Annotated in this window: 22 protein-coding genes; 15 read left to right on the plus strand and 7 right to left on the minus strand. The window is 74.9% G+C overall.

Annotated features, from left to right (window positions below; genetic code table 11):
- The first annotated feature begins 2 nt into the window (after positions 1 to 2).
- Entirely contained in the window at positions 3 to 983 is a 981-nt protein-coding gene (gene pucL / locus AB0J21_RS16660) for a factor-independent urate hydroxylase (protein WP_363146673.1), read from the plus strand.
- Between the two features lie 169 nt (positions 984 to 1,152).
- On the plus strand, positions 1,153 to 2,562 hold the full coding sequence (locus AB0J21_RS16665; protein WP_363146674.1) for an 8-oxoguanine deaminase: 1,410 nt from the start codon (positions 1,153 to 1,155) through the stop codon (positions 2,560 to 2,562).
- A 182-nt stretch (positions 2,563 to 2,744) separates the two neighbouring features.
- On the opposite strand, the gene AB0J21_RS16670 is transcribed toward AB0J21_RS16665, so the two are convergent.
- Positions 2,745 to 4,988, minus strand: coding sequence for an alpha-N-acetylglucosaminidase (locus AB0J21_RS16670; RefSeq protein ID WP_363146675.1), 2,244 nt, complete (start codon positions 4,986 to 4,988; stop codon positions 2,745 to 2,747).
- Between the two features lie 217 nt (positions 4,989 to 5,205).
- Positions 5,206 to 5,631 (minus strand): acyl-CoA thioesterase, encoded by a 426-nt coding sequence (locus AB0J21_RS16675; protein WP_363146676.1) that lies wholly within the window; start codon positions 5,629 to 5,631, stop codon positions 5,206 to 5,208.
- A gap of 227 nt (positions 5,632 to 5,858) precedes the next feature.
- Here AB0J21_RS16675 and AB0J21_RS16680 point away from each other — a divergent pair, with 227 nt between their 5' ends.
- Positions 5,859 to 7,439, plus strand: coding sequence for an IS1182 family transposase (locus tag AB0J21_RS16680; protein ID WP_363146677.1), 1,581 nt, complete (start codon positions 5,859 to 5,861; stop codon positions 7,437 to 7,439).
- Positions 7,440 to 7,498: 59 nt separating this feature from the next.
- Here AB0J21_RS16680 and AB0J21_RS16685 read toward each other — a convergent pair whose 3' ends face one another.
- The 3 genes from AB0J21_RS16685 to AB0J21_RS16695 form a co-directional block, all read right to left on the minus strand.
- Positions 7,499 to 8,233 carry a hypothetical protein gene (locus AB0J21_RS16685; protein ID WP_363146678.1) on the minus strand — a complete coding sequence of 245 codons (735 nt, stop codon included), beginning with the start codon at positions 8,231 to 8,233 and terminating at the stop codon, positions 7,499 to 7,501.
- Positions 8,234 to 8,351: 118 nt separating this feature from the next.
- Positions 8,352 to 8,915, minus strand: coding sequence for a hypothetical protein (locus tag AB0J21_RS16690; RefSeq protein WP_363146680.1), 564 nt, complete (start codon positions 8,913 to 8,915; stop codon positions 8,352 to 8,354).
- Positions 8,916 to 8,975: 60 nt separating this feature from the next.
- The gene (locus AB0J21_RS16695) at positions 8,976 to 9,383 is read right to left on the minus strand and encodes a VOC family protein (protein WP_363146681.1); all 408 of its coding nucleotides are present in this window, start codon (positions 9,381 to 9,383) and stop codon (positions 8,976 to 8,978) included.
- Positions 9,384 to 9,446: 63 nt separating this feature from the next.
- On the opposite strand from AB0J21_RS16695, the gene AB0J21_RS16700 reads away from it, so the two are divergent.
- The gene (locus tag AB0J21_RS16700; protein WP_363146682.1) at positions 9,447 to 10,433 is read left to right on the plus strand and encodes a YafY family protein; all 987 of its coding nucleotides are present in this window, start codon (positions 9,447 to 9,449) and stop codon (positions 10,431 to 10,433) included.
- Between the two features lie 66 nt (positions 10,434 to 10,499).
- Here AB0J21_RS16700 and AB0J21_RS16705 read toward each other — a convergent pair whose 3' ends face one another.
- Positions 10,500 to 11,429, minus strand: a complete 930-nt coding sequence (locus AB0J21_RS16705) for a polysaccharide pyruvyl transferase family protein (protein WP_363146683.1) — start codon at positions 11,427 to 11,429, stop codon at positions 10,500 to 10,502.
- Between the two features lie 264 nt (positions 11,430 to 11,693).
- Here AB0J21_RS16705 and AB0J21_RS16710 point away from each other — a divergent pair, with 264 nt between their 5' ends.
- From AB0J21_RS16710 to AB0J21_RS16755, 10 genes are read left to right on the plus strand one after another with little or no spacing between them, the layout of a single operon-like run.
- Entirely contained in the window at positions 11,694 to 12,662 is a 969-nt protein-coding gene (locus AB0J21_RS16710; RefSeq protein ID WP_363146684.1) for an NAD-dependent epimerase/dehydratase family protein, read from the plus strand.
- A 53-nt stretch (positions 12,663 to 12,715) separates the two neighbouring features.
- Entirely contained in the window at positions 12,716 to 14,353 is a 1,638-nt protein-coding gene (locus tag AB0J21_RS16715; RefSeq protein ID WP_363146685.1) for a carbamoyltransferase C-terminal domain-containing protein, read from the plus strand.
- Positions 14,350 to 15,354: a glycosyltransferase gene (locus AB0J21_RS16720; RefSeq protein WP_363146686.1), complete on the plus strand. Its 1,005-nt coding sequence runs from the start codon at positions 14,350 to 14,352 to the stop codon at positions 15,352 to 15,354. The genes AB0J21_RS16715 and AB0J21_RS16720 overlap by 4 nt, the downstream gene beginning before the upstream one ends.
- Positions 15,351 to 15,926 (plus strand): HAD family hydrolase, encoded by a 576-nt coding sequence (locus AB0J21_RS16725; RefSeq protein ID WP_363146687.1) that lies wholly within the window; start codon positions 15,351 to 15,353, stop codon positions 15,924 to 15,926. Before AB0J21_RS16720 ends, AB0J21_RS16725 begins: the two co-directional genes overlap by 4 nt.
- Positions 15,926 to 16,930: a glycosyltransferase family 9 protein gene (locus AB0J21_RS16730; RefSeq protein WP_363146688.1), complete on the plus strand. Its 1,005-nt coding sequence runs from the start codon at positions 15,926 to 15,928 to the stop codon at positions 16,928 to 16,930. The genes AB0J21_RS16725 and AB0J21_RS16730 overlap by 1 nt, the downstream gene beginning before the upstream one ends.
- The gene (locus tag AB0J21_RS16735; RefSeq protein ID WP_363146689.1) at positions 16,927 to 17,889 is read left to right on the plus strand and encodes a glycosyltransferase; all 963 of its coding nucleotides are present in this window, start codon (positions 16,927 to 16,929) and stop codon (positions 17,887 to 17,889) included. The genes AB0J21_RS16730 and AB0J21_RS16735 overlap by 4 nt, the downstream gene beginning before the upstream one ends.
- Positions 17,886 to 19,142 (plus strand): glycosyltransferase, encoded by a 1,257-nt coding sequence (locus AB0J21_RS16740; protein WP_363146690.1) that lies wholly within the window; start codon positions 17,886 to 17,888, stop codon positions 19,140 to 19,142. Before AB0J21_RS16735 ends, AB0J21_RS16740 begins: the two co-directional genes overlap by 4 nt.
- Positions 19,139 to 19,798, plus strand: coding sequence for an SIS domain-containing protein (locus AB0J21_RS16745; protein WP_363146691.1), 660 nt, complete (start codon positions 19,139 to 19,141; stop codon positions 19,796 to 19,798). Before AB0J21_RS16740 ends, AB0J21_RS16745 begins: the two co-directional genes overlap by 4 nt.
- Positions 19,795 to 21,276: a D-glycero-beta-D-manno-heptose 1-phosphate adenylyltransferase gene (gene rfaE2 / locus AB0J21_RS16750; protein WP_363146692.1), complete on the plus strand. Its 1,482-nt coding sequence runs from the start codon at positions 19,795 to 19,797 to the stop codon at positions 21,274 to 21,276. Before AB0J21_RS16745 ends, rfaE2 begins: the two co-directional genes overlap by 4 nt.
- On the plus strand, positions 21,273 to 22,256 hold the full coding sequence (locus tag AB0J21_RS16755; RefSeq protein WP_363146693.1) for a glycosyltransferase family 9 protein: 984 nt from the start codon (positions 21,273 to 21,275) through the stop codon (positions 22,254 to 22,256). The genes rfaE2 and AB0J21_RS16755 overlap by 4 nt, the downstream gene beginning before the upstream one ends.
- A 422-nt stretch (positions 22,257 to 22,678) precedes the next feature.
- On the opposite strand, the gene AB0J21_RS16760 is transcribed toward AB0J21_RS16755, so the two are convergent.
- Positions 22,679 to 23,128: an SsgA family sporulation/cell division regulator gene (locus AB0J21_RS16760; protein WP_363146694.1), complete on the minus strand. Its 450-nt coding sequence runs from the start codon at positions 23,126 to 23,128 to the stop codon at positions 22,679 to 22,681.
- 520 nt (positions 23,129 to 23,648) lie between these two features.
- On the opposite strand from AB0J21_RS16760, the gene AB0J21_RS16765 reads away from it, so the two are divergent.
- A complete protein-coding gene (locus AB0J21_RS16765; RefSeq protein WP_363146695.1) occupies positions 23,649 to 25,472 on the plus strand; it encodes a thiamine pyrophosphate-requiring protein in 1,824 nt (607 codons plus the stop codon).
- Positions 25,473 to 25,485 lie beyond the last annotated feature (13 nt).

Consider the following 25,485-nt stretch of genomic DNA (forward strand, 5'->3'; position numbering starts at 1 on the left):
ACATGACCGACTCCACCGCCCCGGCCACCGACTCCACCGCCCCGGCCACCGACTCCACCGCCCCGGCCGCCGCCCGCCCCGCGGGACCGGCCGTGCTCGGCCCCAACCAGTACGGGAAGGCCGAAGTGCGCGTGGTGCGCGTCGTCCGCTCCGGCGACACCCACCACATCAAGGACCTGAACGTGTCCATCGCCCTCTCCGGCGCCATGGACGACGTGCACTACTCGGGCTCGAACGCCAACTGCCTGCCCACCGACACCACCAAGAACACGGTGTACGCCTTCGCCAAGGAACACGGCATCGCCTCACCCGAGGAGTTCGCCATCCTGCTGGCCCGGCACTTCGTCGGCAGCCAGGAGTCCGTCCACCGGGCCCGGGTCCGCGTCGAGGAGTACGCCTGGGACCGCATCGGCGGCGAGGGGGAGGGGCCCGCCCACTCCTTCGTCCGCAAGGGCGGCGGGACCCGGCTGGCCCAGGTCACGCACGAGGACGGCCGCTGGGAGGTCGTCTCGGGGATCAAGGGCCTCACCGTCCTCAACTCCACCGACTCCGAGTTCTGGGGCTTCGTCAAGGACGAGTACACGACGCTGCCCGAGACCCACGACCGCATCCTCGCCACCGACGTGTCCGGACGCTGGCGCTTCGGCTGGCACGAGGACGGGGCCGAAGCACCCGACTGGGACACCTCGTGGAGCGAGGTGCGCCGGCACTTGCTCGACGCCTTCGCCAGTACCTACTCGCTCTCCCTCCAGCAGACCATGTTCCAGATGGGCTCACGGATCATCGAGCACCGGCCGGAGATCGACGAGGTGCGTTTCTCCCTTCCCAACAAGCACCACTTCCTCGTGGACCTCGCACCCTTCGGTCTCAAGAACGACAACGAGGTGTTCTTCGCGGCCGACCGGCCCTACGGCCTCATCGAGGCGACCATCCTGCGCGAGGGTCACGAGGCCCGCATACCCGCCGATCTCAGCAACCTCTGAGCGTCGCCGGTCTCAGCAACCTCTGAGCCTTCGCCGGTCTCAGCGATCTCCCGGCAGCCCGCCGGTCTCGCAAGATCGCCGGGCCCTCGGCCGGGTCCGGCGGTCTCCGGGCCGGCCGCCCGCTCCCGCAAGCTCCGCGCAGTCCGCGCCAGCACCGAGGGGACACCTCGTGACACCAGCCAGTACCGAGCCCGGCCGCACCGAGGCCCCGGCCGGCCGCCTCGTGATCGAGAACGCCGCGATCGCCACCGTCGACGCCGCCGGAACCGAGTACGCCTCGGGCCACGTCGTCGTCGCCGGTGAGCGCATCGAGTCGATCGGCCCCGGGCCGGCGCCCGCCGGTCTGCGCGAGGTCGTCCGCCGCGTCGACGGCACCGGACACCTCGTCACCCCGGGGCTCGTCAACACCCACCACCACTTCTACCAGTGGCTCACCCGGGGCCTGGCCACCGACCACAAACTCTTCGACTGGCTCGTGGCCCTCTACCCGACCTGGGCCCGCATCGACGAATCCATGGTGCGGGCCGGTGCGCAGGGCTCCCTCGCCATGATGGCCAAGGGCGGCGTCACCACCGCCATGGACCACCACTATGTCTACCCGCGCGGCAGCGGCGACCTGGCCGGTGCCATCGTCGCCGCCGCCCGGGAACTCGGCGTCCGCTTCACGCTCGCGCGCGGCTCCATGGACCGGGGCGCCTCCGAGGGAGGGCTGCCCCCCGACTTCGCCGTCGAGTCCCTGGACGAGGCGCTCGCAGCGACCGAGGAGGCCATCGACCGGCACCACGACGCGTCCTTCGGCGCGATGACCCAGATCGCCGTCGCCCCCTGCTCCCCGTTCTCCGTCTCCACCGACCTGCTCAAGCAGGGCGCCGAACTCGCCCGGCGCAAAGGGGTCAGGCTGCACACCCACGGCTCGGAGACCCGCGAGGAGGAGCAGTTCTGCCGGGAGCTGTTCGGGATGGGCCCCACCGACTACTTCGACTCCACCGGCTGGCTCGGCGAGGACGTGTGGATGGCGCACTGCGTCCACATGAACGACGCCGACATCGCCGCCTTCGCCCGTACCGGCACCGGCGTCGCGCACTGCCCCTCGTCCAACGCCCGGCTCGCCGCCGGTATCGCCCGCGTCCCCGACCTGCTCGCCGCGGGTGTCCCGGTCGGCCTCGGGGTGGACGGCACCGCCTCCAACGAAGCCGGCGAACTGCACACCGAGTTGCGCAACGCCGTACTGGTCAACCGGCTCGGCCCGCACCGCGAGGCCGCCATGACGGCGCGGCAGGCGCTGCGGCTGGGCACGTACGGAGGCGCTCAGGTCCTCGGCCGTGCCGGGCAGACCGGCTCCCTCGAAACCGGGAAACTCGCCGACCTCGTGCTGTGGCGCATGGACACCCTCGCGCACTCCTCGATCGCCGACCCCGTCACCGCGCTCGTCCTCGGCGCCCCCGCCCCCGTCACGCTCTCCCTCGTCGGTGGCCGGCCCCTCGTCGAACACGGTCGTCTCGTGCACGCCGACGAGGAGGCCATCGCCCGCGACACCCGGGACGAGGCCCGACGGCTCGCCCGCCTCGCGGCGAACTGAACCATCCGCCGCCCGCGAGTGACCGGGGGAGAGCCGCCCCCGCCCGCGTGAGTGTCCGTGCGCACCACGTCGGGCGGGGCCCCACGGCACGCCACCCCAACACCCGCCCTAGGGCGACGGGTTGGTGGGGGAGTCACCCACAGGGAAGGAGGGCCCGCCCGCCCCCGCGCCACCCGCCGGTCTCAGTCCTTGCGGGCCAGCGCGTCCCTGACCTCCCCCGCCACCAGGTACGTGTCGCCCTGCGGCTCGACGTGCAGCCGGCCCGGGGCGCGGGTCCAGCGGTCCTCCAGGGCGAACCAGTCCACCGCGGCCGGCTCCCGGCCCTCCTCCAGGGCCCGCGCCAACTCCTGGAAGTACGTGGACCAGCGCAGCCGGTACAGCCCGCCGACCAGCCCCGACCACTCCCGGTTCGCGTAGTCGCGCAGACCCGCGTCGGCGCCCTCCCGGGTGCCCCAGGTCGTGAGCAGGGACAGCGCGTCGTACTGGAGCCGGTCCTTCTCCGCGCCGTCCGCGCCCCACACCCGCGCCTGCTCGACCCAGCGCCCCAGCAGATGGTCCGCGTCCGTCGCGACCAGCCGCTCCAGCAGGTCGACCAGGCCGAGCCAGCGCCGCGTCAGCCGCGCGAACTCCGCAGAATCCCCGTCCCCGTACGCGGTGTTCAGCTTGGGCAGCAGCACCCTGCTCCGGTTCGCGAGCGCCTGCCGCGCCACGTCCAGCAGGTCCCGCCGGTAGGCGCTCGAACCCCGCAACCCGGCCCGTACCGCGAGTAGTTCGCCGAGCGCGGGCTCGAAGGACTCCGGCGGATAACGCAGCGCCTTCGGCGACCACTTGCCGGCCGACACGGCGTTCAGCGCGGGCCGCGCCCCGAACAGTCCGTCGGCGGGCTCCGACCAGCGGTCCTCGCGCGTCGTCCCGTACGCCGTGCGGCGCAGGACGTCCCAGGCCGCCTCGGCGTGCGGATCGCTCGCCCCGTAACGGGACCGCGCGTACTGGCGGAACCAGTCGGCCAGATCGATCTCCCCCTCCGTCCAGGGGAGTTCACTGAACAGTTCGAAGGCCGCCGGATTGTTGTCCGCCGCCTCCGGCATGAGCGCGGTCCCGCGCAGCGCGCTGCCCGGCCGGTCCCGCCAACGCCCGTACGTGGAAACCCATTCGGGGGTGTTCGCGCCCAGCGCGGTGTGCCCGCCGAAGTTCCAGATCGAACCGAAGGCGTACGGAGTGCCCCGCCAGTCGCTCTCCCGGTCGGTGACCTCGGGGAAGCGGTCCGAGAGACCGTCCACCACGAGCATCTTCGAGCGGTCCGCCGCGTCGATCACCGCCTTCGGCGGGTTCTTCTGCCAGCCGAGGATCACCCACAGCGCGTCCGGCCGGGCCGCGAGCAGCGCCCGCTGCACGCCCCGCGTCGCCTCCTCGACCGGTACGTCACCGGCCTTGCCGCCCTCGTGCAGCAGATCCATCTTGTACAGCGTGCTGACGCCGAACACCTCCGCCTGCACGCGGTAGAAGGCGGCGGCCACCTGCGCGAAGCCGTCCGTGCGCGGGTCGAGCCAGTCGGGCCGGTCGAAGCCCATCCAGGTGCCCTGCGGCACGGTCCGCGCCCCCGGGTTGCGGTCCGCGAAGCCGGGCGGGACCGTCCCGAAGTAGCCCGGCAGGACCGGCGTCATGCCCAGCTCCCGCAACCGGCCCACGATCCGCCGGCCGAGCGCCGCCCGCTGGTCCAGTAGTTGCCGCGACAGCGGCGCGGGGAAGGCCGCGAGGTTCTGGAGCAGCCACCACGGCTGGTGCGCGGGCCCCGGAATCCACGACCGCAGCTCCTCCTCGCCGTAGCCGAACTCCTGGAAGAGCCGGTGGTAGACGGCGTCGGCACCCGCGTACACGAGGACCTCGTTGAAGCCGTGCAGGGCCAGGACGTCGATCTCCCGCTCCCAGTACGACCAGTCGTGGTACGGGCCGGTGTAGCCGTCGCTCGTGTCGTTGAGCACGAAGCGGTGCGGAACGTCCGCGCGCCCCTCAGGGCCCGGGCGTCCCGGCGCGGGCAGCAGGCGCGGCAGATCGGTCTGGCTGCCCGCCCAGCCGATGGTCGCGTGCGCGACGTGCTTCAGGTAGTGCCGGACGCCCGTGAGCTGCGCGGCGGGTGTGGTGCCCGCGACGGTGATCGCGCCCTCCCGGCCGCTCACCCGGAACCGGTCGCCGCCGTCCGCCGCCCGCGCGAGGTCCTCGAAGGCCAGCTGGTCCGCGTGGCCGGGCAGCAGCCTGCGCACGGCGGCGTGCGCGGCCCCCGTAGCGGCCGACCGGCCCCGCGCCTCGCCGGTCGCGGGCCGACCGGCCGCCGGCCCCCCGTCCCCGGCGGCCGCCGGTGAACACGCGACGACGGCCCCGGTCGTACCGGCGAGCGCCCCCAGGAAAGTGCGGCGTCCCCACGACATATGACGGCTCCTCGAATCGACGCCCCGGCCGCCTCCTGCCGGCGACCGGCCTGCCGCAGCCAGGGATACCCCCGGCGGGCCGCCCGTGCGCGCCTCCACCCCGGGAACGTCCGCCGGATGGCCGTCCGAAGGCCACCGCGAGCGGGCGCGGGCCGCGTCATGACGCCTCGTCAGACGGGCGATCGGCGTCCCTCCGGGACCGGCGGGCGGCGAGTGCTCACAGGCCGAGAACCGACGGGTCCCGCGCCAGGTCCCGCAGGCGGTCCGCCGGATTCGCCAGGAGCCGCCGCTCCCGCAGGTCCAGCAGCCCCGTGACCCCCTCGACCCGCGCAGACTCCGTTCCGTCGGCCTTGCGGACCGTCTGCTCGACCCGGAAGGTCTTCCGCTCGCCCCACAGGAACGCGCAGCTCACCTCGATGTCCTCACCGGCCCGCAGCTCGCGCAGATACCGGATCGTGGTCTCCAGGACGACGGGCCCCACTCCCGCCGCCAGCAGGTCCTGCTGCCGGATGCCGGCGGCCTCGAACAGCGACCAGCGCGCGTGCTCCGCGTACTGGAGATACACGCTCTGGTTGAGATGCCCCTGGACATCGGTCTCGTACCCGCGTACGGCGAGCGTGACGGTGAAGGGGGACTCGGACACGGCAACTCCTGGTGCTCTTGGGGAATCCGACGGCTCAGTCCTACGGCATCGGGGTGCGGACGCCGGGGCCGGGGGGTGTCCTGGACGCGGCGCGGACACCGGGTCCTGGGGTCGTCCCGGACGCGGCGCGCGTGCGCCCCGGGTCCGGGAGGGAGTGGACCTAGAAGACTGCTGAAAATATTGGGTTCTGGCCCCGCTCCGGGTGGAGTGGGGCCAGTCTTGTGTTCATGCTGGGGGAATGGGATGGGGAGAGCGTCGGCGAGGACGTGTGGGAGTCGTGCCGGGAGTTGATCCCGGCTGGGAGCGTGTTCGCTTTCCTGGCTGAGCATCGCGAGGTCATCTTTCCCGGCATGATGTTCGCCGACATGTATCCCTCGGCGAACGGGCGTCCGTCGCTGCCGCCGCAGATGCTGGCCGCCACGGTGGTGCTCCAGAGTCTGTACGGACTCTCTGACTTCGAGACGGTGCAGGAGTTGCGTTGTGACCTGCGGTGGAAGGCCGCGTGCGGACTCGGGCTCCACGACACCGCTTTCGATCCCTCGCTGCTGACGTATTTCCGGCGCCGATTGCAGCGCTCCAGCGACCCGAACCGGCTGTTCACCAAGGTCAGGGAGGTCGTCGCGGCCACCGGTGTCCTCAAGGGAAAGCAGCGTCGGACGCTGGACTCCACGGTGCTGGACGACGCGGTCGCCACCCAGGACACCGTGACGCAGCTGGTCGCCGCGATCCGCCGGGTGATCCGCGAGGTCCCCAGCGCCCAGCAGGTCGCCGACCAATGGTGCACCGCCCACGACTACACCGACCCGGGCAAACCGAAGATCGCCTGGAACGACGAGCAGGCCCGTGCCGAGCTGGTCGACGCCCTGGTCAGCGATGCGGTGAACCTGCTGGGCAGGCTGCCCGATCAGGAGCTGGGCGAAGCCGCGGCGCACGCGGTCGGCCTTCTCGCGCTGGTCGCCGGGCAGGACGTGGAACCCGCCGACGGCTCCGACGGGCGGGACGGGCGGTGGCGCATCGCCCGTCGCACGGTCTACGACCGCACCGTATCCACGGTCGATTCCCAGGCCCGGCACATCCACAAGAACCGCTCCCGTCACCAGGAGGGGTTCCGCGCCCATGTGGCGTTCGAGCCTGAGGAAGGGCTGTTCACCGAAGTCGCGCTGACCGCCGGCAGCGGGGCAGGCAACCACGAGGCCGCCGTCGCCCAGGACCTCCTCGCGGACGAGGAAAGCCCGGTCACCGTTTTGGGTGACGCCGCCTACAGCACCGGCGAGTTACGTGAACACCTCCAAGCGCAGGGCCATGACCCGGTCTTCAAACCCCCGCCCCTACGCCCGGCCGTCCCAGGCGGATTCACCACCGACGACTTCGACATCAACACCACAGCCGGCCAGGTCACCTGCCCGGCCGGACACACCGTTCTGCTCGGCCAAGTCCGTCAGGGAGGCGAGCGTCAGGCCCAGTTCAGGAAACTGTGCGCCGACTGTCCGCTGCGGGAGCGCTGCACGAAGTCCAAGACCGGCCGGGTCCTCACCGTTCACGCCAAGTACGACCTGCTCAAAGCTGCCCGCGACGAAGCCGCCACCAGCTCCGACTGGCAGGCCGAGTACCGCCGCTGGCGGCCACCGGTCGAACGGGCCATCGCCTGGCTCGTCGCCCGCGGCAACCGACGAGTGCCCTACCGAGGCGTCCTGAAGAACGACACCTGGCTCCACCACCGCGCGGCAGCCCTCAACCTCCGCCGACTCATCCACCTCGGACTCACCCGAACCGGCAGCACCTGGCACCTCATCCCGGCCACCACATAGCAAAAGGGGCCGCCCGGCCCACGGCCGGACAACCCCACCACAAGATTTTCAGCAGTCTTCTAGACGCGGCGCGGTGAGGCCAGCAGCCAGCGTGCGCCGCCGCGTGGCTCCCGGTGCTCGCTGACCTGCCAGCCCGCCGCCGTCAGCGCCGCCGCCCAGCCCTCGACCGCGCCCTCGACCGCGCTCCCGCCGGCGCTCTCGGGCGGCGAGGCGCCCTGCGCCGCCCCGCCCGGACCGCCCCTTACGGCCACCGCCTCCGGCTGCGGGGACAGGGCGACGCGGTAGCCCACGCCGCCCGCGCCCGCCGGTGTGCAGCCCGCCGCCTCCAGGGCCAGCGCCGCCGCCCGCACCAGATGCGCCCGCTCCCAGTCGCAGGGCCGGTCGGTCGCCCCGTCGCGATTCGTCATCCGGCGCAGCTCAAGCAGCCCCTGCCACGCGCTGTGCACCTCCCGCTCGCGGCCAGGACCCGGACCCTGCCCGCCCTCCTCGTAGCCGGTGCGCGCGGCGAAGCCGGCGGAGGCGGCGGACGGCTCGGCGGGGGAGGGGCCGGGCGCCGCCCCTGCCGAAGGACCGGCGCCCGGGGCCTCGGGCGCCGGCGCGCTCTCCGCCCGCCCCTCGCGCAGCCGGTGCCCCGCCGGAGTCAGGAAGTACGCGTGCGGGGGACGGGGATGACGGAAGGCCAGCCCCAGCTTCGTCAGCCGCTCCAGGACCGTGGCGGCGCCCCGCAGCCGCCCGGTCACCGGCTCGGCCGCCTCGACGACCCGCCGCTGGGCGACGGTGACATGACCCACCACGACGTGCTCCCTCCGCACTCGGCTCACGGTCCGCCCGTACGCACCGCCGCTCTCCTGCCGATGGTGCCGCACGGCACTGACAACGCGGGCGCCGTACGGCCGGCGCCGGGGGCTCGGCTCAGCGTTCCCGCAGCTCCTCGGCCCACCCGCGCAGGGCCGCCCAGTCCGCCGCGCGCAGTCCCTTGCGCGGATCGACGCGCAGCAGCAGCGCGTGCGCGCCGTGCTCGCGGGCCACGTACGCCGAGTCCAGATCGGTGATCATGTCGTCGATCCAGGCGAAGGGCCGCCCCGCCGCCCACGTGACCAGATGCCGCGTCTTCCAGTACAGCCCGTCCGGATCCGCCTCGAACATCCGGGGCCACTCGATGACCGGCAGCGGCTCCGGCAGCCCGATCGCCGGGCCGATCAGCTCGTTCGCCTCGTGCATCCACGTCGTCGCCCAGGCCGGTTCGTAGGGAAGGTCCAGGACCCTTCCGCCGTCCCCCGGGTGCAGGCGCACGAGCAGCCCCCGGCGCAGCGCGCGCGAGCCGGGCTCCTGGCGCGCCAACCAGTTCGCCGGACGCATCCGGTGGCGCGCGTAGCCCCGGTGCCGGGTCAGGCGCGCGCCGTAGGGGTTGAGCGGTCCGTCGACGTCGATCAGCAGCAGGGGCCGGACCGAGGGCCCGGGAGCGGTGTCCGTCATGACCGGGTCCTACCCGCCCGGCGGGCCCCGCGACCCTTCCTGCCGGGCCACGGCTTCCCGTCAGACCATGGCCGACACGCAGAACGGGTGGCCCGCCGGGTCCAGCAGGACCCGCCACCGGCCGGGCTCCGGCTGGAGCGCGGGCTCGGTCGCGCCGAGGGCGAGCAGCCGTTCCTGCGCGGTGTCCAGGTCGTCGACCCCGAAGTCGAGGTGGGCCTGCTTCTCCGTGGCGGGCTCGGGCCACGTGGGACGCCGGTAGCCGGCCAGCCGGCTGAACCCGAGGCCGGGGGAGCCCTCCCGGCCGAGCATGACGAACTCCTCGGAGGAGAAGGCCACGGGCAGACCGAGGACCTCCCCGTAGAAGCGGGCCAGCTCGCCCGGGTCCGGGCAGTCGAAGGTGACGGCCGCGTAGCGGAAGGCGGCGGGGGCGGTGGGGGGAACGGTCGTGGAGTTGCTCTCTTCACTCATGGACGGGACGCTACGACGTGACCCGGACAGTTCCGGTCCGGGTCGTGCGGAAAACTGGGCCGGGTGATCAGCACCTCCGCGCGTCTGCTGCGACTCGCCTCCCTGCTGTCGGCCCGGCCCTCGTGGACCTGCCGGGAACTCGCCGAACGCATCCATGTCACCGAACGCACCGTGCGCCGCGACGTGGCCCGGCTGCGCGAACTCGGCTACTCCGTCGAGTCCGACCCCGGTCCCTGGGGCGGCTACCGCCTGCGTCCCGGGGCCGGGGTGGTGCCCCTGGTCCTCGACGACGGGGAGGCGCTCGCCGTCGCGGTGGGCCTGCGCGAAGCCGCGCTCGGCGGGGTGCTCGGCGGCGGCCAGGAGGCGCTGACGGCACTGCTGAAGCTCCGTCAGGTCCTGCCCCGCAGGATCGCCGAGCGGCTCGGCGCGATGGACGCCGCACTCGCGCACACCCCACGCCCCGAGGAACCGCAGATCGCGCCCGGCCTCCTGCTCGAACTCGCCGCCGCCTGCCGCCAGGCGCAACGGTGCAGTCTCGCGTACGAGGACGGCAAGGGCAGGGCGACCGTGCGGGAGGCCGACCCGTACCGCCTCGTGCACACCGGGCGCCGCTGGTACTTCGTCGCCAGGGACGTGGCGCGCGGCGAGTGGCGGACCTTCCGGGCCGACCGGGTCACCCGGATACGGTCCACGGGGCGCCCCGTGGAGATCCCCGACCCGCCCGACGCCGCCCAGTTGGTCTCCCGCGCCGTCCGGGCCGCCCCCTGGCCGCTCACCGTGACCGTCCGGCTGCCGCTCCCGCTGGAACAGGCGCTCCGGCTGATCCCGTCCACGGTCGGCAGCCACCGCGCGGACGGTCCGGACGCCACACTCGTGGAGGTCGGCGGCCCCGACGCGGACGGCCTGGCCCGCTACCTCCTCGGCCTCGCCACCCCACTGCGCGTCCTGGCACCCGACGAGGTACGTCAGGCGCTGCTGCGCCGCGCGCGGGGGCTGATCGAGGTGAACGCCGACGGAGCGGGCGACGCGGACGAGTCTCCGCCCACCTGACGGCGGCGCCACCGCCAGGACATCACCACTGGCGTGACGGCCCCCGCGCCCACCGCGCCTCCCCGCTCACCGCCCGCGCCCCGTCGCCCTCGCGCGCGTCCGGTCCATGAGCCGCGCACGCCGGGCGGCGGCCGTACGACCCCGCCCGGAGAGGCACCACCCCCACCACCGTTCCAGCGTGTCCGCGCTCACCTCGCGCGCCCCGAGGACGGCCGGCCAGCGCAGCGCGCGGGCCTGGGCGGTGACCTTCGCGCCGCCGCCGACCGGGTCCACCGCGAGCACCGGCACCCCGGCGCGCAGGGCCAGCACCAGCCCGTGCAGCCGCGTCGTGAGGACGGCGTCGCAGCGCGAGACGACGGACAGGAACTGCTCGGCCGTCGCGCACAGCCGCCAGTCGTCCACGGCCAGCCGCGTGTCCACCGGCAGGCGCGCGCAGTCCTGGGCGCCCACCCAGGCCGTGAGGGTCTTTGTCACCTCCTCGTGGCGACGGCGCCCCCCGTACTCGCCCTGCCCCCCGGTGAGCACCACCGCGACCAGCGGGGGAGCGGGCCCGACGGGGGCGAGCGAGGCGAGGTCGGCGCGCGGCGGGGACGCGGGATCGCCGTCGCGCGCCACCACCCGGTGGAAGCCGGTGGTCTCCGGGGCGCGCGGGTCCAGGACGCTGACGTCCACGGCGAGGCGTACGCAGCTCGCGTAGCGGCGGTGCAGGCGCAGGATCTGCTCGCCGTGCAGCGGTCCGCAGACGAAGAGCAGGTGCCGGTAGTCGGCCGGGTCGGCCGCGTCGAGCGACCGGGCACCGGGCGCGAAGCCCGCACTCCACGCCGAGTGGTGCGCGATGCCCGCCGCGTCGAGCGCCGCGGCCGCCGCCGAGCGGGCGAGCAGGTCCCCCGCGGTCACCTCGCCGTCCAGGAAGCTGAACCACCCGGTGAGCAGGACCCGGCCTGGGCCGTTCGGGTGGGTGCGGAGCGTGCGCACGATCTCATCCATCGCGTCCATCTCGGTGTTCCTCCAGTTCAGGGGCGCGCGTCGCGAGGAAATCACGTTCGGTGACCGGAACTTGGGAAGGCAGGGTCGAGTGGTCCCGTGCCAAGGTCGACGTGCTGGTCGTCCCCGTGCACGGCCGCCGGAACCGGGGCCCGTGGAACACCTCCCCGGCGTGCCTGTTCCGTGCGGAACGGGCCGGTCCGCGCCGCGCGGGGAGCGGGCCGCGCGGGACGGGACGAAGACCCGGACAACCCTGTCCGCGAGAAAGGGGCTTCCATGTCTCCCACGCTCAGCCGAGCCGACTGGCGTCGCGCCGTGGTGACGGGCGGGGCGGGCTTCCTCGGCTCGCACCTGTGCGAACGGCTGCTGGAAGCGGGGCTGGAGGTCGACTGCGCCGACAACCTGCTCACCGGTGACCGCGCGAACGTCGCGCACCTCGTGGAGCGCCCCGGTTTCCGCTTCGTGGAGTGCGACCTCTCCGCGCCCGAGAGCGTGGAGACGCTCGCCGGCCCCTACGACCTGGTACTGCACTTCGCGTGCCCGGCCTCGCCCGTGGACTACCTGAACCACCCGCTGGAGACCCTCGACGTGGGCAGCTCGGGCACCCGCAACGCCCTGGAGCTGGCCCACCGGGACGGGGCGCGCTTCCTGCTCGCCTCGACCTCGGAGGTGTACGGCGACCCGCTCGTCCACCCGCAGTCGGAGAGCTACTGGGGAAACGTCAACCCGATCGGCCCGCGCAGCGTCTACGACGAGTCGAAGCGCTTCGCGGAGGCCCTGGTGACCGCGCACGCGGCGAAGCGCCGCACCGACGCGGGCATCGTGCGGGTCTTCAACACCTACGGCCCCCGGATGCGGCGCGCCGACGGCCGGGTGGTGCCCACCTTCGTGTGCCAGGCCATCGCCGGGGAGCCGCTCACCGTCGCGGGCGACGGGAGCCAGACCCGGTCGCTGTGCTTCGTGGACGACACGGTGGACGGCGTGCTGCTGGTGGCCGCGAGCCGCGCCGTGCGCCCCGTCAACATCGGCGGGAGCGAGGAGGTTTCGGTGCGGCGGATCGCCGAGAAGATCCTCGAACTGACCGGCTCCACGTCCCGCATCAGCTACGTGGAACGCCCCGTCGACGACCCCGAGCGCCGCCAGGCCGACACCACTCTCGCCCGTGAACTCCTGCGCTGGTCCCCGTCCGTGGGCTGGGAGGAAGGGCTCAAGCGCACGATCTCGCACTTCGCCGCGGTCGGCTGAGACACCGCGCCCCCTCTCGCCCGTCCCGCGTCCCCGTCCTCCACGGAGTCCCCATGCGCGTACTCGGCATCAACTCCCTCTTCCACGACCCGGCCGCCGCCCTCGTCATCGACGGGGTGGTGGTGGCCGCCGCCGAGGAGGAGCGCTTCAGCCGCCGCAAGCACGGCAAGCGCCCGCTGCCCTTCTCCGCGTGGGAGCTGCCCGAGCTGTCCGCCCGCTGGTGCCTGGAACAGGCGGGGCTCGGCCCCGAGGACCTCGACGCCGTCGCCTACTCCTACGATCCGGCGCTCGCCCGCCCCGTCGAGCAGCTGGGACTGCACGACCCGTACGACTGGCTGCGCCAGGACTACGCCCGGCAGGTCCCCGGCTTCCTCGCCGAGGCCCTGCCCGGACTCGATCCGGAGACGGTGCGCTTCGTCCCCCACCACGTCGCGCACGCCGCCTCGGCCGGGCTCGCGGGCCCGCACCCCGACAGCGCGGTCCTCGTCCTCGACGGGCGCGGGGAGTGCGGGGCGCACCTGGCCGGGCACTACCGGGACGGCGCGCTGGAGGTGCTGGCCGCCCAGGAACTGCCTGATTCGCTCGGCCTGTTCTACGAGGACCTGACCGAGCACCTCGGCTTCCTGCGCAGCAGCGACGAGTTCAAGGTGATGGCCCTCGCCTCGTACGGCACCCCGCGGTTCGCGCGCGGCCTGTCCGCGTACGTGGGCGCCCGGCCCGAGGGCGGTTTCCGGGCGCACCCGGTGCCGTGGACCGAGTTCACCGCGCACCGCCCCGCCACCGTCCCCTGGCGCCAGGAGCACGCGGACCTCGCGGCGAGCGCCCAGCAGGTCCTGGAGGAGACCCAGCTCGCCCTGGCCCGCGAACTGCACGCACGCACCGGCGAGGACGTGCTGTGCCTGGCCGGCGGCGTCGCCCTCAACTGCGTGGCCAACTCCCGTCTGCACCGCGACTCGCCGTTCCGCGAGATATGGGTGCAGCCCGCCGCCGGGGACGCCGGCACCGCGCTGGGCGCCGCCCTGCACGTGGCGCGGGAGAGCGGACCCGTCAAGCCGATGGGCACACCGGCGCTCGGGCGCGGCTGGGACGACGAGGAACTGCGCGGCTGGCTGGAGCGGGCCGAAGTGCCCTACGAGGAGCCGGACGACATCGCGGAGACCGTCGCCGAGGTACTGGCCGACAACGGGGTGGTGGCCTGGTTCCAGGGCCGCAGCGAGTACGGACCGCGCGCCCTCGGACACCGCTCCCTGCTGGCCCACCCCGGCCACGCCGAGAACCTGGAACGGCTCAACGCGGTCAAGGGACGCGAGGAGTTCCGGCCGGTGGCGCCCATGGTGCTCGCCGAGCGGGCCGCCGAACTGTTCTCCGGCGGCCCGCTGCCCAGCCCCTACATGCTGTTCGTGCACGAGGTCGCCGACGAGTGGCGCCCGCGCCTCGCGGCCGTCGTGCACGTCGACGGCACCGCCCGCGTGCAGACCGTGGACGCCGCCGACGAACCCCTCGTGGCCCGCATGATCCGGGCCTTCGAACGCCGCACCGGGCTGCCCGCCGTCGTCAACACGAGCCTCAACACGGCGGGCCGCCCGATGGTCGACGACCCCAGGGACGCGCTGGAGTGCTTCGGGTCGGCGCCCGTCGACCTGCTCGCGCTCGGCCCGTTCGCCGTACGGCGCGCCGGGATGTTCGCGTGAGCGCCCCGGCAGGCAGGTCCCCGGTGACGTACGGCGTGGTCGTGCCGACGATCGGCCGGCCCTGTCTGCGGCAGTGCCTCCAGGCGCTGGACCGCTCCACCGGACCCCGGCCGCGCGAGGTCGTCGTGGTGGACGACCGGCCCGACGCGCCCGCGCCTCTGGAGGTCCCGCCGGTCGACGGCCGCCCGGTCCGGGTCCTGCGCAGCGCCGGGCGTGGACCGGCCGCCGCCCGCAACACGGGGCTGCGCGCCGTCGACGCCCCGTGGGTGGTGTTCCTTGACGACGACGTACGGGTGGGGGAGGACTGGGCCGAGAGGCTCGCCGCCGACCTGGCCGCCGCCGGAGCGCGGACCGGCGGGGTCCAGGGCGTCCTGCGCGTCCCACTGCCCGCCGACCGCGCGCCCACCGACTGGGAACGGGGCACCGCGGGCCTGGAGGGAGCCGCCTGGGCCACCGCCGACATGGCCTACCGGGCCGAGGCGCTGCGCGCGGTCGGCGGCTTCGACGAACGCTTCCCGCGCGCCTTCCGCGAGGACGCCGACCTGGCGCTGCGCGTCATGGACGCGGGCTGGGAACTGTCCCGGGGCGCCCGGCGGACGCTGCACCCGGTACGCCCCGCGGACCGCTGGGTGTCGGTGCGCGCCCAGCGCGGCAACGCCGACGACGCGCTCATGCGCCGCCTGCACGGCCCGGACTGGTGGGAACGGGCCGGGGCGCCGCGCGGGCGCCTGCGGCGGCACCTCGCCGTGACCGGGGCCGGGCTCCTCGCCGGCCTGTCCGCCCTCGCCGGACGACGCGGCACCGCCGCCCTCGCGGGGACCCTGTGGGCGCTGGGCACCGCGGAGTTCGCGTGGGCCCGGCTGCGGACCGGCCCCTGGACCCGGGAGGAGGCCGTGACGATGCTCGCCACGAGCGCCGTCATCCCGCCGCTCGCCGTACGGCACCGGCTCGCAGGGTGGCTGCGGCACCGTCACGCCCCGGCCTGGGAGGCGGTGTCGTGAACGAGTGGCGGCCACCGGGACCCGCCGCGGTGCTCTTCGACCGCGACGGCACGCTGATCGAGGACGTCCCCTACAACGGCGACCCGGCCCGGGTCACCCTGCGGCCGGGCGCGGTCGAGGCACTGGAACTGCTGCGCCGCCGGGGCGTGCGCACCGGAGTGGTGAGCAACCAGTCCGGCGTCGGCCGGGGCCTGCTGACCGCCCAGCAGGTCCTGAGCGTCAACCTGCGCGTCGACGAACTGCTCGGCGGGCTCGACGTGTGGGAGTTCTGCCCGCACGCCCCCGACGCGGGCTGCCCCTGCCGCAAACCACGGCCCGGACTCGTCCTCGCCGCCGCCCGCCGGCTCCGGGTCCGGCCGCACCGCTGCGCCGTCGTCGGCGACATCGCAGCCGACCTCGCGGCGGCCGAGGCCGCCGGGGCCACGGGCGTGCTCGTGCCGAACGCCGTGACCCGGCCGCAGGAAGTGGCCGCCGCCCGGCACCGGCACCCCGATCTGCTGACCGCCGTACGCGCCCTGCTCGGCGAGCGGCCCACCGTGCGGCCCGCCGCCCGCGCGGGGAGGTGGTCGTGATGCGCTCCCTCGTCGTACGGCTCGACAGCTTCGGCGACGTCCTGCTCGCGGGCCCCGCCGTGCGCGCCGTCGCGGCCGGCTCCGCGCACGTCACGCTGTGGTGCGGACCGCGCGGGGCGCCCGCCGCGCGCCTGCTGCCGGGCGTGGACGAGATCCTGGAGTGGGAGGCGCCCTGGGAGGGCGTCGACCCGCCGCCGGTGGACGCGGACGACGTGGCCCGGGTGACGGAGCGGCTGCGGGCGGGCGGCCACGACACCGCGGTGATCCTGACCTCCTTCCACCAGAGCCCCCTCCCGGCCGCGCTCCTGCTGCGGCTGGCCGGAGTGCGGCACATCGGGGCGGACTGCGTCGACGCCCCCGGGCGACTGCTCGACGTGCGCCACCACCGCCGCCCCGGACGGCACGAGGCCGAGGCCGCGCTCGACACCGCCGTCGCGACCGGGTTCACCCCGCCGCGCGGCGACACCGGACGCCTCAAGGTCCTGCCGGGACCCGACACGGCCGCGCTCACCGGCAACGGACCGTACGTCGTCGTGCACCCCGGGGCGAGCGCCCCGGCCCGCGCCTGGAGCCCCGACAAATGCGCCCAGGCCGTCCTCGCCCTCGCCGACGCGGGCCACCGCGTCGTGGTCACCGGAACCGGCGGCGAACGCGCCCTGACCCGGTACGTCAGCGGGGCGGCGGCCGTGGACCTCGGCGGGCGCACCGATCCGCGCACCCTCACCGGAGTGCTGGCCGGCGCCGACGTCGTGGTGTGCGGCAACACCGGCCCCGCGCACCTCGCGGCGGCGGTCGGCGTGCCCGTGGTCTCCCTGTACGCGCCGGTGGTGCCCGCCGAACGCTGGGCGCCGTACGGAGTCGACTCGGTCCTGCTCGGCGACCAGCGGGCGCCGTGCGCCGACACCCGGGCGCGCGTCTGCCCGGTGCCGGGCCACCCCTGTCTGGAGGACGTCACCGCGCAGGACGTGGTGGCGGCCGTCGGCAAGCTCATGGAGGCGGCGTGAACATCCTCGTCTGGCACGTCCACGGCTCGTGGCTCACCTCGTTCGTGCAGGGGAGCCACACCTACCTGCTGCCGGTCACCCACGACCGGGACGGCGACGGACTCGGCCGGGCCAGGACCTGGAACTGGCCCGAGTCCGCACGGGAGGTGAGCCCCGCGCGACTGCGCGAGGCCGACATCGACCTGATGGTCCTGCAACGCCCCCACGAACGGGAACTCGCCCACCGGTGGACGGGCCGGGCACCGGGGCGCGACGTCCCCGCCGTCTACGTCGAGCACAACACGCCCGAGGGGCCCGCCGCACGCACCCGCCACCCCCTCGCGGACCGCCCGGACATCCCCGTCGTCCACGTCACCCACTTCAACCGCCTCATGTGGGACACCGGCAGGGCGCCCACGGCGGTCGTCGAACACGGCATCGTGGACCCGGGACCGCAGTGGACCGGGGACATCGAACGCGCCGCCGTCGTCGTCAACGAGCCGGTACGGCGCGGCCGGACCACCGGCACCGACCTGCTGCCCGGCTTCGCCCGCGAGGTACCGCTCGACGTGTTCGGCATGGGCACCGAGGGGCTGCCCGAACACCTCGGGCTCAGCCCCGAACGGTGCCGCCCGCAGGACCTGCCGCAGTCCGCGCTGCACGGGGCGATGGCCCGGCGCCGCCTCTACCTGCACCCCGTGCGCTGGACCTCGCTCGGACTGTCCCTCCTGGAGGCGATGTTCCTCGGGATGCCCGTGGTCGCCCTCGACACCACGGAGGCCCGCGAGGCGGTGCCACCGGGCGCGGGAACGGTGTCCAACCGGCCCGAAGTGCTGCGCGAGACAGTCCGCAGGCTCCTCGCGGACCGGGCGTACGCCCAGGTGACGGGCGCCGCGGCCCGCGCCGCCGTACTGGAGCGGTACGGGCTGCGGCGCTTCCTGGACGACTGGGACCAGCTGATGAAAGAGGTCGTGCGATGAGGCAACCGTCCTTCCTCCACCGGCGCATCGCCATGGTGTCCGAGCACGCCAGCCCCCTGGCGGCCCTCGGCGGCGCCGACGCGGGCGGCCAGAACGTCTACGTCGCACGCCTCGCCGAACACCTCGTACGGCGCGGCCACGAGGTGACCGTCTACACCCGGCGGGACGACCCCCGGCTGCCGCCGCTGGTCACGACCCCGGAAGGGGTGCGCGTCGCCCTCGTGGACGCCGGTCCGCCCGGCATCGTCCCCAAGGACGAACTCCTGCCCCACATACCGGCGTTCGCCGCCCGGCTGCACCGCGACTTCAGCATCAGGCCCCCGCACCTGGTGCACACCCACTTCTGGATGTCGGGGCTCGCGGCGGTGGCCGCGACCCGCACCCTCAACGTGCCGGTCGTGCACACGTACCACGCGCTCGGCACGGTCAAGCGGCGCCACCAGGGCGAGGCCGACACCAGCCCGGCGCAGCGGGAGTCCATCGAAACCACCGTGGGACTCTCCGCCCGCCACCTCCTGGCCACCTGCGCCGACGAGGTGCGCGAACTGCTCGCGATGGGCCTGCCGCCGGAGCGGATCACCGTGGTCCCCTGCGGCGTCGACACCGACCACTTCGCGCCACGCCCCGACGACACCGCGCGCCCCGGCCGTCCGGTCACCCTCCTCTCGGTCGGCCGGCTCGTACCGCGCAAGGGCTTCGACCGGGCGATCCGCGCCCTGCGCGAACTGCCCGGCGCCCACCTGGTCATCGCCGGGGGCCCGCCCGACGGCGAACTGGCGGCCGACCCGGAGGCGGAGCGGCTGCGCAAGGTGGCCGCCGAATGCGGGGTCACCGACCGGGTGACGCTGCTGGGCGCCGTACGGCACGCGGACCTGCCCGCGCTGATGTCCCGCGCCGACCTGGTGCTGTCGCTGCCCCGCTACGAACCCTTCGGCATCGTCCCCGTCGAGGCGATGGCCTGCGGCACGCCCGTCGTCGCCACCGCCGTGGGCGGACAGCTCGACACCGTCGTCGACCGGGTGACCGGGGCGCACGTCCCGCCCACCGCCGACCACGAGGGGCCAGGCGGCGACCCGCGCCTGGTCGCCGCCGTCCGCTCCCTGCTCGCCGAACCGGAACGGCTGCGCCGCCTCGGCGCCGCCGGCCGGCGCCGCGCCCTCGACCTCTACACCTGGGAACGCGTCGCCCGCGACGCGAGCCTCGTCTACGAGCTGGCCGTGAAGACTTCTCCCGTACCGGAGGCCGCACGATGACTTCGCTCTCCTCACTCTCCTCGCGCGATCCCGGCCCCGGGCACCGCCCCGGAGCGGCGCACTGCGCGGAACTGGGCCGCGCCCTGCGGCACTTCAGCGCCCGCACCGATCTGCTCCACTCCTGGGGCACGACGCTGGCCGAGCGCCTCACCGCGGGCGGCCGGCTGCTCGTCGCGGGCAACGGCGGATCGGCCGCGCAGGCCCAGCACCTCACGGCGGAACTCGTCGGTCGCTACCGCGACGACCGCCCCGCCTACTCGGCGCTCGCCCTGCACGCCGACACCTCGTCCACGACGGCCATCGCCAACGACTACGGCGTCCAGGCCGTCTTCGCCCGCCAGGTACGCGCACACGGCAGGCCCGGCGACGTCCTCATGCTCCTGTCCACCAGCGGGGCGAGCGCCAACCTCGTCTCGGCCGCCGAGGAGGCACGCGCCCTGGACCTCCCGGTGTGGTCGCTGACCGGGCCCGCCCCCAACCCGCTGGCCTCCGCGAGCGACGAGGCGCTGTGCGTGGAGACCCCGGTCTCCGCGACGGTGCAGGAACTCCACCTCGTCGCCGTCCACCTGCTGTGCGAGTCCTTCGACACCGCCGTCGCCGCCCACCGCCCCGCCGTGGCCGCCGAACTGACCGAGACCACCGGGGAGCCGGCATGAGTGGCCCCGCCCCGCTCCTCGTGGTGGGCGACGCGCTGCTCGACGAGGACCTCGACGGCCACGTCGGACGCCTCGCCCCGGACGCCCCCGTCCCCGTGCTCGACCGCGCCGTCAGCCACAGACGGCCGGGCGGCGCCGCGCTCGCCGCGCTGTTCGCCGCCCGCGAGGGCCGCGAGGTCACCTTCGTGACGGCCCTCGGCGAGGACCCCGCCAGTACCGCACTGCGCCGCATGCTGGACGGCGAACTGCGGGTGATCGCCCTCCCGCTGAGCGGACCGCTCGCGCGCAAGACCCGGGTACGCGGCGACGGGCACTGCCTGCTGCGGCTCGACGAGGGCGACGGCCGGGCCCGGGAGAGCACCCAGGAGGCCCTCGACGCGCTGGAGCGGGCCGCGACCGTCCTGGTCTCCGACTACGGTCGGGGCACCGCCCACGTACTGCACGCAGCGCTGGCGGCGGCGGCCGTCCGGGCCACCGTCGTGTGGGACCCGCACCCGCTCGGCGCCCGGCCGGTGCCCGGCGCCCGCCTGGTGACCCCCTCGGCGGCGGAGGCGGCGCACTGGGCCGCCCGCGCCGGCCAGGACGGGGCGGACGCCGGCCAGGAGCGGCCCGGCACCCGCCCCGCCGCGAGCCCGCGCGAGGCGCCCCGCACCCCCGACGAACTCGACGCCGCCGTACGCGCGGGCCGGGTCCTCGTACGGAGCTGGGAGACCGCCTCCGTCTGCGTCACCCTCGGCCGCAGAGGCGCCGTCCTCACCCACGGGGACGACGCGCCCCTCTACGTACCCGCCCCCTGGGAGGCGGACGGAGACCCCTGCGGGGCCGGGGACCGCTTCGCCTCGGCCGCCGCGGGGCTCCTGGCCGACGGGGCGCTCACCGAGGAGGCGGTCGTCGGCGCCGTCGCCGCCGCCGCGCGCCACGTGGCCGACGGCGGGGCCGCCGCCGTCCGCCCCGGCCCGGCCGGCGCCCCGGGGGACGGCCGCCAGAGCGCGGAGGACGCGTACGAGGTCGCCGCCCGCACCCGCGCCGCCGGAGGCCGCGTCGTCGCCACCGGCGGCTGCTTCGACCTGCTGCACGCGGGCCACGTGGCGCTCCTCCAGGCCGCGCGCAAGGCCGGGGACTGCCTCGTCGTGTGCGTCAACTCCGACGCCTCGGTCCGGCGCGGCAAGGGCCCCGGGCGTCCCCTCGTCGCCCAGGCCGACCGCACGCGGGTGCTGCACGCCCTCGCATGCGTCGACGCGGTCCTGGTCTTCGACGAGGACACCCCCGCGCGGGTGCTGCGCTCCCTGCGCCCGGACGTGTGGGCCAAGGGCGGCGACTACGTCCGCGCCGAACTGCCCGAGGCGGACCTCGTGGAGAGCTGGGGCGGACAGGTGCTGCTCGTGCCCTACCTCGACGGCCGCTCGACCACCGCCCTCGCCCGCCGGGCCGCCGCGCCCCACGACCCGCCCGCCTCCGTACGCGGAGGAGGACGGTGAGCGCGCCCGCCCGCGAGGGCGCCCCGGCCGTGCTCGTGCTGCGGGCCCTGGGCCTGGGCGACCTGCTCGCCGGGGTGCCCGCGCTGCGCGGAGTGCGCCGCGCGCTGCCCGGCCACCGGATCGTGCTCGCCGCCCCGCCCGCGCTGCGCGAGGCCGCCCTCGCCACCGGCACGGTCGACGCCCTCTTCCCCGCCGAGGCGCCCGGCCGCGCCGTACCCTCCCTCGACCACTGGCCGCAGGCCCCGCCCGAGCTGGCCATCGACCTGCACGGCACCGGCGTCGCCAGCCACCGCGCCCTCGCCGCCCTCGCACCGGGCCGCCTGCTGTCGTACGCCCAGCCGCCCCCGCCCGGCGAGCGGCTGCGGCCCCGGGAGGGCGAGCACGAACGGGTCCGCTGGTGCCGGCTGGTCGGCGCCTACGGCATGCCGGGCGACGAGAACGACGTCCGCCTCCCGGCCCCCGAGGAGCGCTCCCCGGCCCCCGGCGCCGTCGTCGTCCACCCCGGCGCCGACGCCGCCGCCCGCCGCTGGCCCGTCGAGAGGTACGCCGAGGTGATCCGCGCCCTGCGCGCGCGAGGACACCGCGTGGTGGTCACCGGCGGCCCCGGCGAGGAGGACCTCGTCGCCGCCCTCGGACGGGCCGCCGGGCTGACGGAGGCCGGACTGTTCTCCGGCGGGCTGCCGTTCGCGCGCCTCTCCGCCCTCGTCGCCGGCGCGGCCCTGCTGCTCAGCTCCGACACCGGCCCCGCCCACCTCGCGGTCGCCCACGCGACGCCCTCGGTCACCCTCTTCGGCCCCGTGGCGCCCTCCCGGTGGGGGCCGCCCGAGCACCCCCGGCACGCCGCGCTGTGGCACCCCGGCCCGCCCGGCGACCCGCACGGCCGCAGCACCGACCCACGACTGCTGGGCATCACCGTCCAGGAGGTGCTGGACGCGGCCGGCGACCGGCTGCGCGCACCGGAGCCGGGGCCCCGTGCCTGACCCCGGCCGGCCGAGCGCACTCGTCACCGTCGCGGTGATCACCCGCAACCGCCCCCAGAGCCTCCTGCGCACCCTCGACCGGCTCCGCGCCCTGCCCTCGCGCCCACCGGTGATCGTCGTGGACAACGGCGAGGACCCGGCCGCCGCCCGCCGCCCGCCTCCCGGCCGGTCCGGGCCACCGCAGTTCCTGGAGCAGATCGGCCCGCTCGCGGTCGGCGCGCTGCTCCTCGGTCTCCTCCCGTCCGTCGTCGGGCGGTACGGGGCTCGTCATGCCGTCGTCCTCCCTCCGGGACCGGCCCGGGCGCACGGCGCCCGCGCCCCCACGTGTCCGATGCCCCGTGCACCGCCCTCGCGCCCATCCTCGCGGCCCTCTTCCCCCGCCGCATCCCGCCGGGCCCCGCGCGAACGTCCGGCAGAGGCGGTCAGCGCAGCAACCGGCCGATCAGCGCGTCCCAGTCGACGCTCGCGAACTCCTCGCCGGGCGGCATGACTTCCTCGGTCCGCCCCAGCCAGTCGGCCAGTTCGGCGCGGTCGGCGCAGAAGAGGGCGTCGGCCTGGGGCGGGCCCAGCCGCAGGAGGACGAGCCCGGCCCGGCCGGGACCGGGCACCGGCGCCAGCCGCACGTCCCCCGCGCCGCACCGCACACGGGTGCCCGAGCGCAGCAGCTCGCGGGAGAGGACCCAGCGCACGGCGGGGCCGCCCGGGGGCAGCAGGTCGAGGGTCACCTCGTACGGGCGGGAGACGTCGTAGTCCAGGCGGGCCGGCAGCGGAACCCGCAGTCCCGTGGGCTGGACCTGCCGGAAGACGGTCTCCAGGACGGCCCCGCGCCCCTCCCGGTCGCGCACCTCCGGGTGACTCGACGGCTCCGCCATACGGCTCTCCCTCCCGGCCGGGCACGCCCGGACTGTCATTCCCCGTCCCCCACTGAGTGCCCCCGCTCACGAGTCGAAACATGCCGATGCGGCAGCGGAGCGGGAAACCGTGCGGCATCACCCGCCCGCAGCAGCCGGGACGCGTGAACACCCGACAACGGGGGTACCCCGGGCTCGACCACCCCGGCAGCATGAAGCGATCGCCTTCGTGAGCTTGCCCAGCCACCGAAAGACCCGGAACCACTCAATGCCAGCACAACCGCAGGACGGCAGTGGCGAGCAGCAGATCCCCGGCGTTCCCTCCACCGTGCCCCCGAGCGTGGAGGAGCCCCCCGGCCTTGAGCGAGTGGTCGGTGTCGTACAGGCGGTCGCCCGTGCCGTGGTGAGGTACGCGCCCTGCTGGGTACCCGGGCTGGGGCCCGGCCACCGCGAGCGCCGTGCCCCACCAGCGCACTCGCCGTGACGCCGCCCGGCCCCCGGCCCGGCCCGCCGTGCGCGCCCACCACCGAGAGGACCCGCCATGTCGATGAAAGTCTCCGACTACGTACTCCAGCGGCTGCGCGACTGGGAGGTCGAGCACGTCTTCTCCTACGCGGGCGACGGCATCAACGGCCTGCTCGCCGCCTGGGGACGCGCCGACAACCAGCCCAAGTTCGTCCAGGCCCGCCACGAGGAGATGGCCGCGTTCGAGGCGGTCGGCTACGCCAAGTTCTCCGGCAAGGTCGGTGTGTGCGCCGCCACCTCGGGGCCCGGCGCGATCCACCTCCTCAACGGCCTCTACGACGCCAAACTCGACCACGTGCCCCTCGTCGCGATCGTCGGGCAGACCAACCGCAGCGCCATGGGCGGCTCCTACCAGCAGGAAGTGGACCTGCTGAGCCTGTACCAGGACGTCGCCTCCGACTACTGCGAGATGGTGACCGTCCCCGAACAGCTCCCCAACGTCATCGACCGGGCCATCCGCACCGCCTACGGGCGGCGCACCGTCACCGCCGTCATCATCCCGGCCGACGTGCAGGAACTGGAGTACACCCCGCCCGGCCACGCCTTCAAGATGGTGCCCTCCAGCCTGGGCATGGCGCACTCCACCGCCGTCCCCGCCGAGGAGGACCTGCGGCGCGCCGCCGAGGTGCTCGACGCCGGCGAGAAGGTGGCGGTCCTCGTCGGGCAGGGCGCCCGCGGGGCCCGCGCCCAGGTCGAGCGGATCGCCGACGTGCTCGGCGCGGGCGTCGCCAAGGCACTGCTCGGCAAGGACGTCCTCTCCGACGAACTGCCGTACGTCACCGGCTCCATCGGCCTGCTCGGCACCCGCCCGAGCTGGGAGCTGATGCAGGGATGCGACACCCTGCTGGTGATCGGCTCCAACCTGCCGTACTCCCAGTTCCTGCCGGAGTACGGGCAGGCGCGTGCGGTCCAGATCGACATCGACCCGATGATGATCGGCCTGCGCTACCCCTTCGAGGTCAACCTCGTGGGCGACGCCGCCGCCACCCTCGACCGGCTGCTGCCGCTGCTGACACCGAAGAAGCACGGCTCCTGGCGCGAGGGCGTCGAGTCGGACACCAGGCGGTGGTGGGAGGTCATGGAGCGCCGGGCCGCGCTGGAGGCCGACCCGGTCAACCCCGAGCACGTCGTGCACGCCCTGGACGCGCTCCTGCCCGACGACGCGATCCTCGCGGCCGACTCGGGCTCGGCCGCCAACTGGTACGCCAGGCACCTGCGGATGCGCGGATCGATGCGGGGCTCGCTGTCGGGGACACTGGCGACCATGGGCCCCGGGGTCCCGTACGTGATCGGCGCGAAGTTCGCGCACCCGGACCGCCCCGCCATCGCGATCGTCGGGGACGGGGCCATGCAGATGAACGGCCTCGCCGAGATGATCACCGCGAGCAAGTACTACCGGGAGTGGAGCGATCCCCGGCTGATCGTCGCGGTCCTCAACAACCAGGACCTCAACCAGGTCACCTGGGAGATGCGGTCCATGTCCGGCGCCCCGCAGTTCCTGGAGTCCCAGCACCTGCCCGACGTGCGCTACGCCGACTTCGCCCGCTCCCTCGGCCTCGGCGGTATCCGAGTGGAGTCGCCCGACGGGGTCGAGGACGCCTGGCGGCAGGCGCTCGCGGCGGACCGGCCCTTCCTCGTCGAGTTCGTCACCGACCCCGACGTACCGCCGATCCCGCCGCACGCCACCTGGGAACAGGCGGAGGCGACGGCCAAGGCCCTGCTGAAGGGCGACTCCGCCGCCCAGGGCGTCGTCAAACAGGGGATCAAGGCGAAGATCCAGGACCTGCTGCCCGGCGGAAAGAGCGGGCAGGACGGGCCGCGGGACGGGGAGGGCCACTGAGCGCCGCACCCCG

The organism is Streptomyces sp. NPDC049954 (genome assembly GCF_040656295.1).
GTDB lineage: Bacteria > Actinomycetota > Actinomycetes > Streptomycetales > Streptomycetaceae > Streptomyces.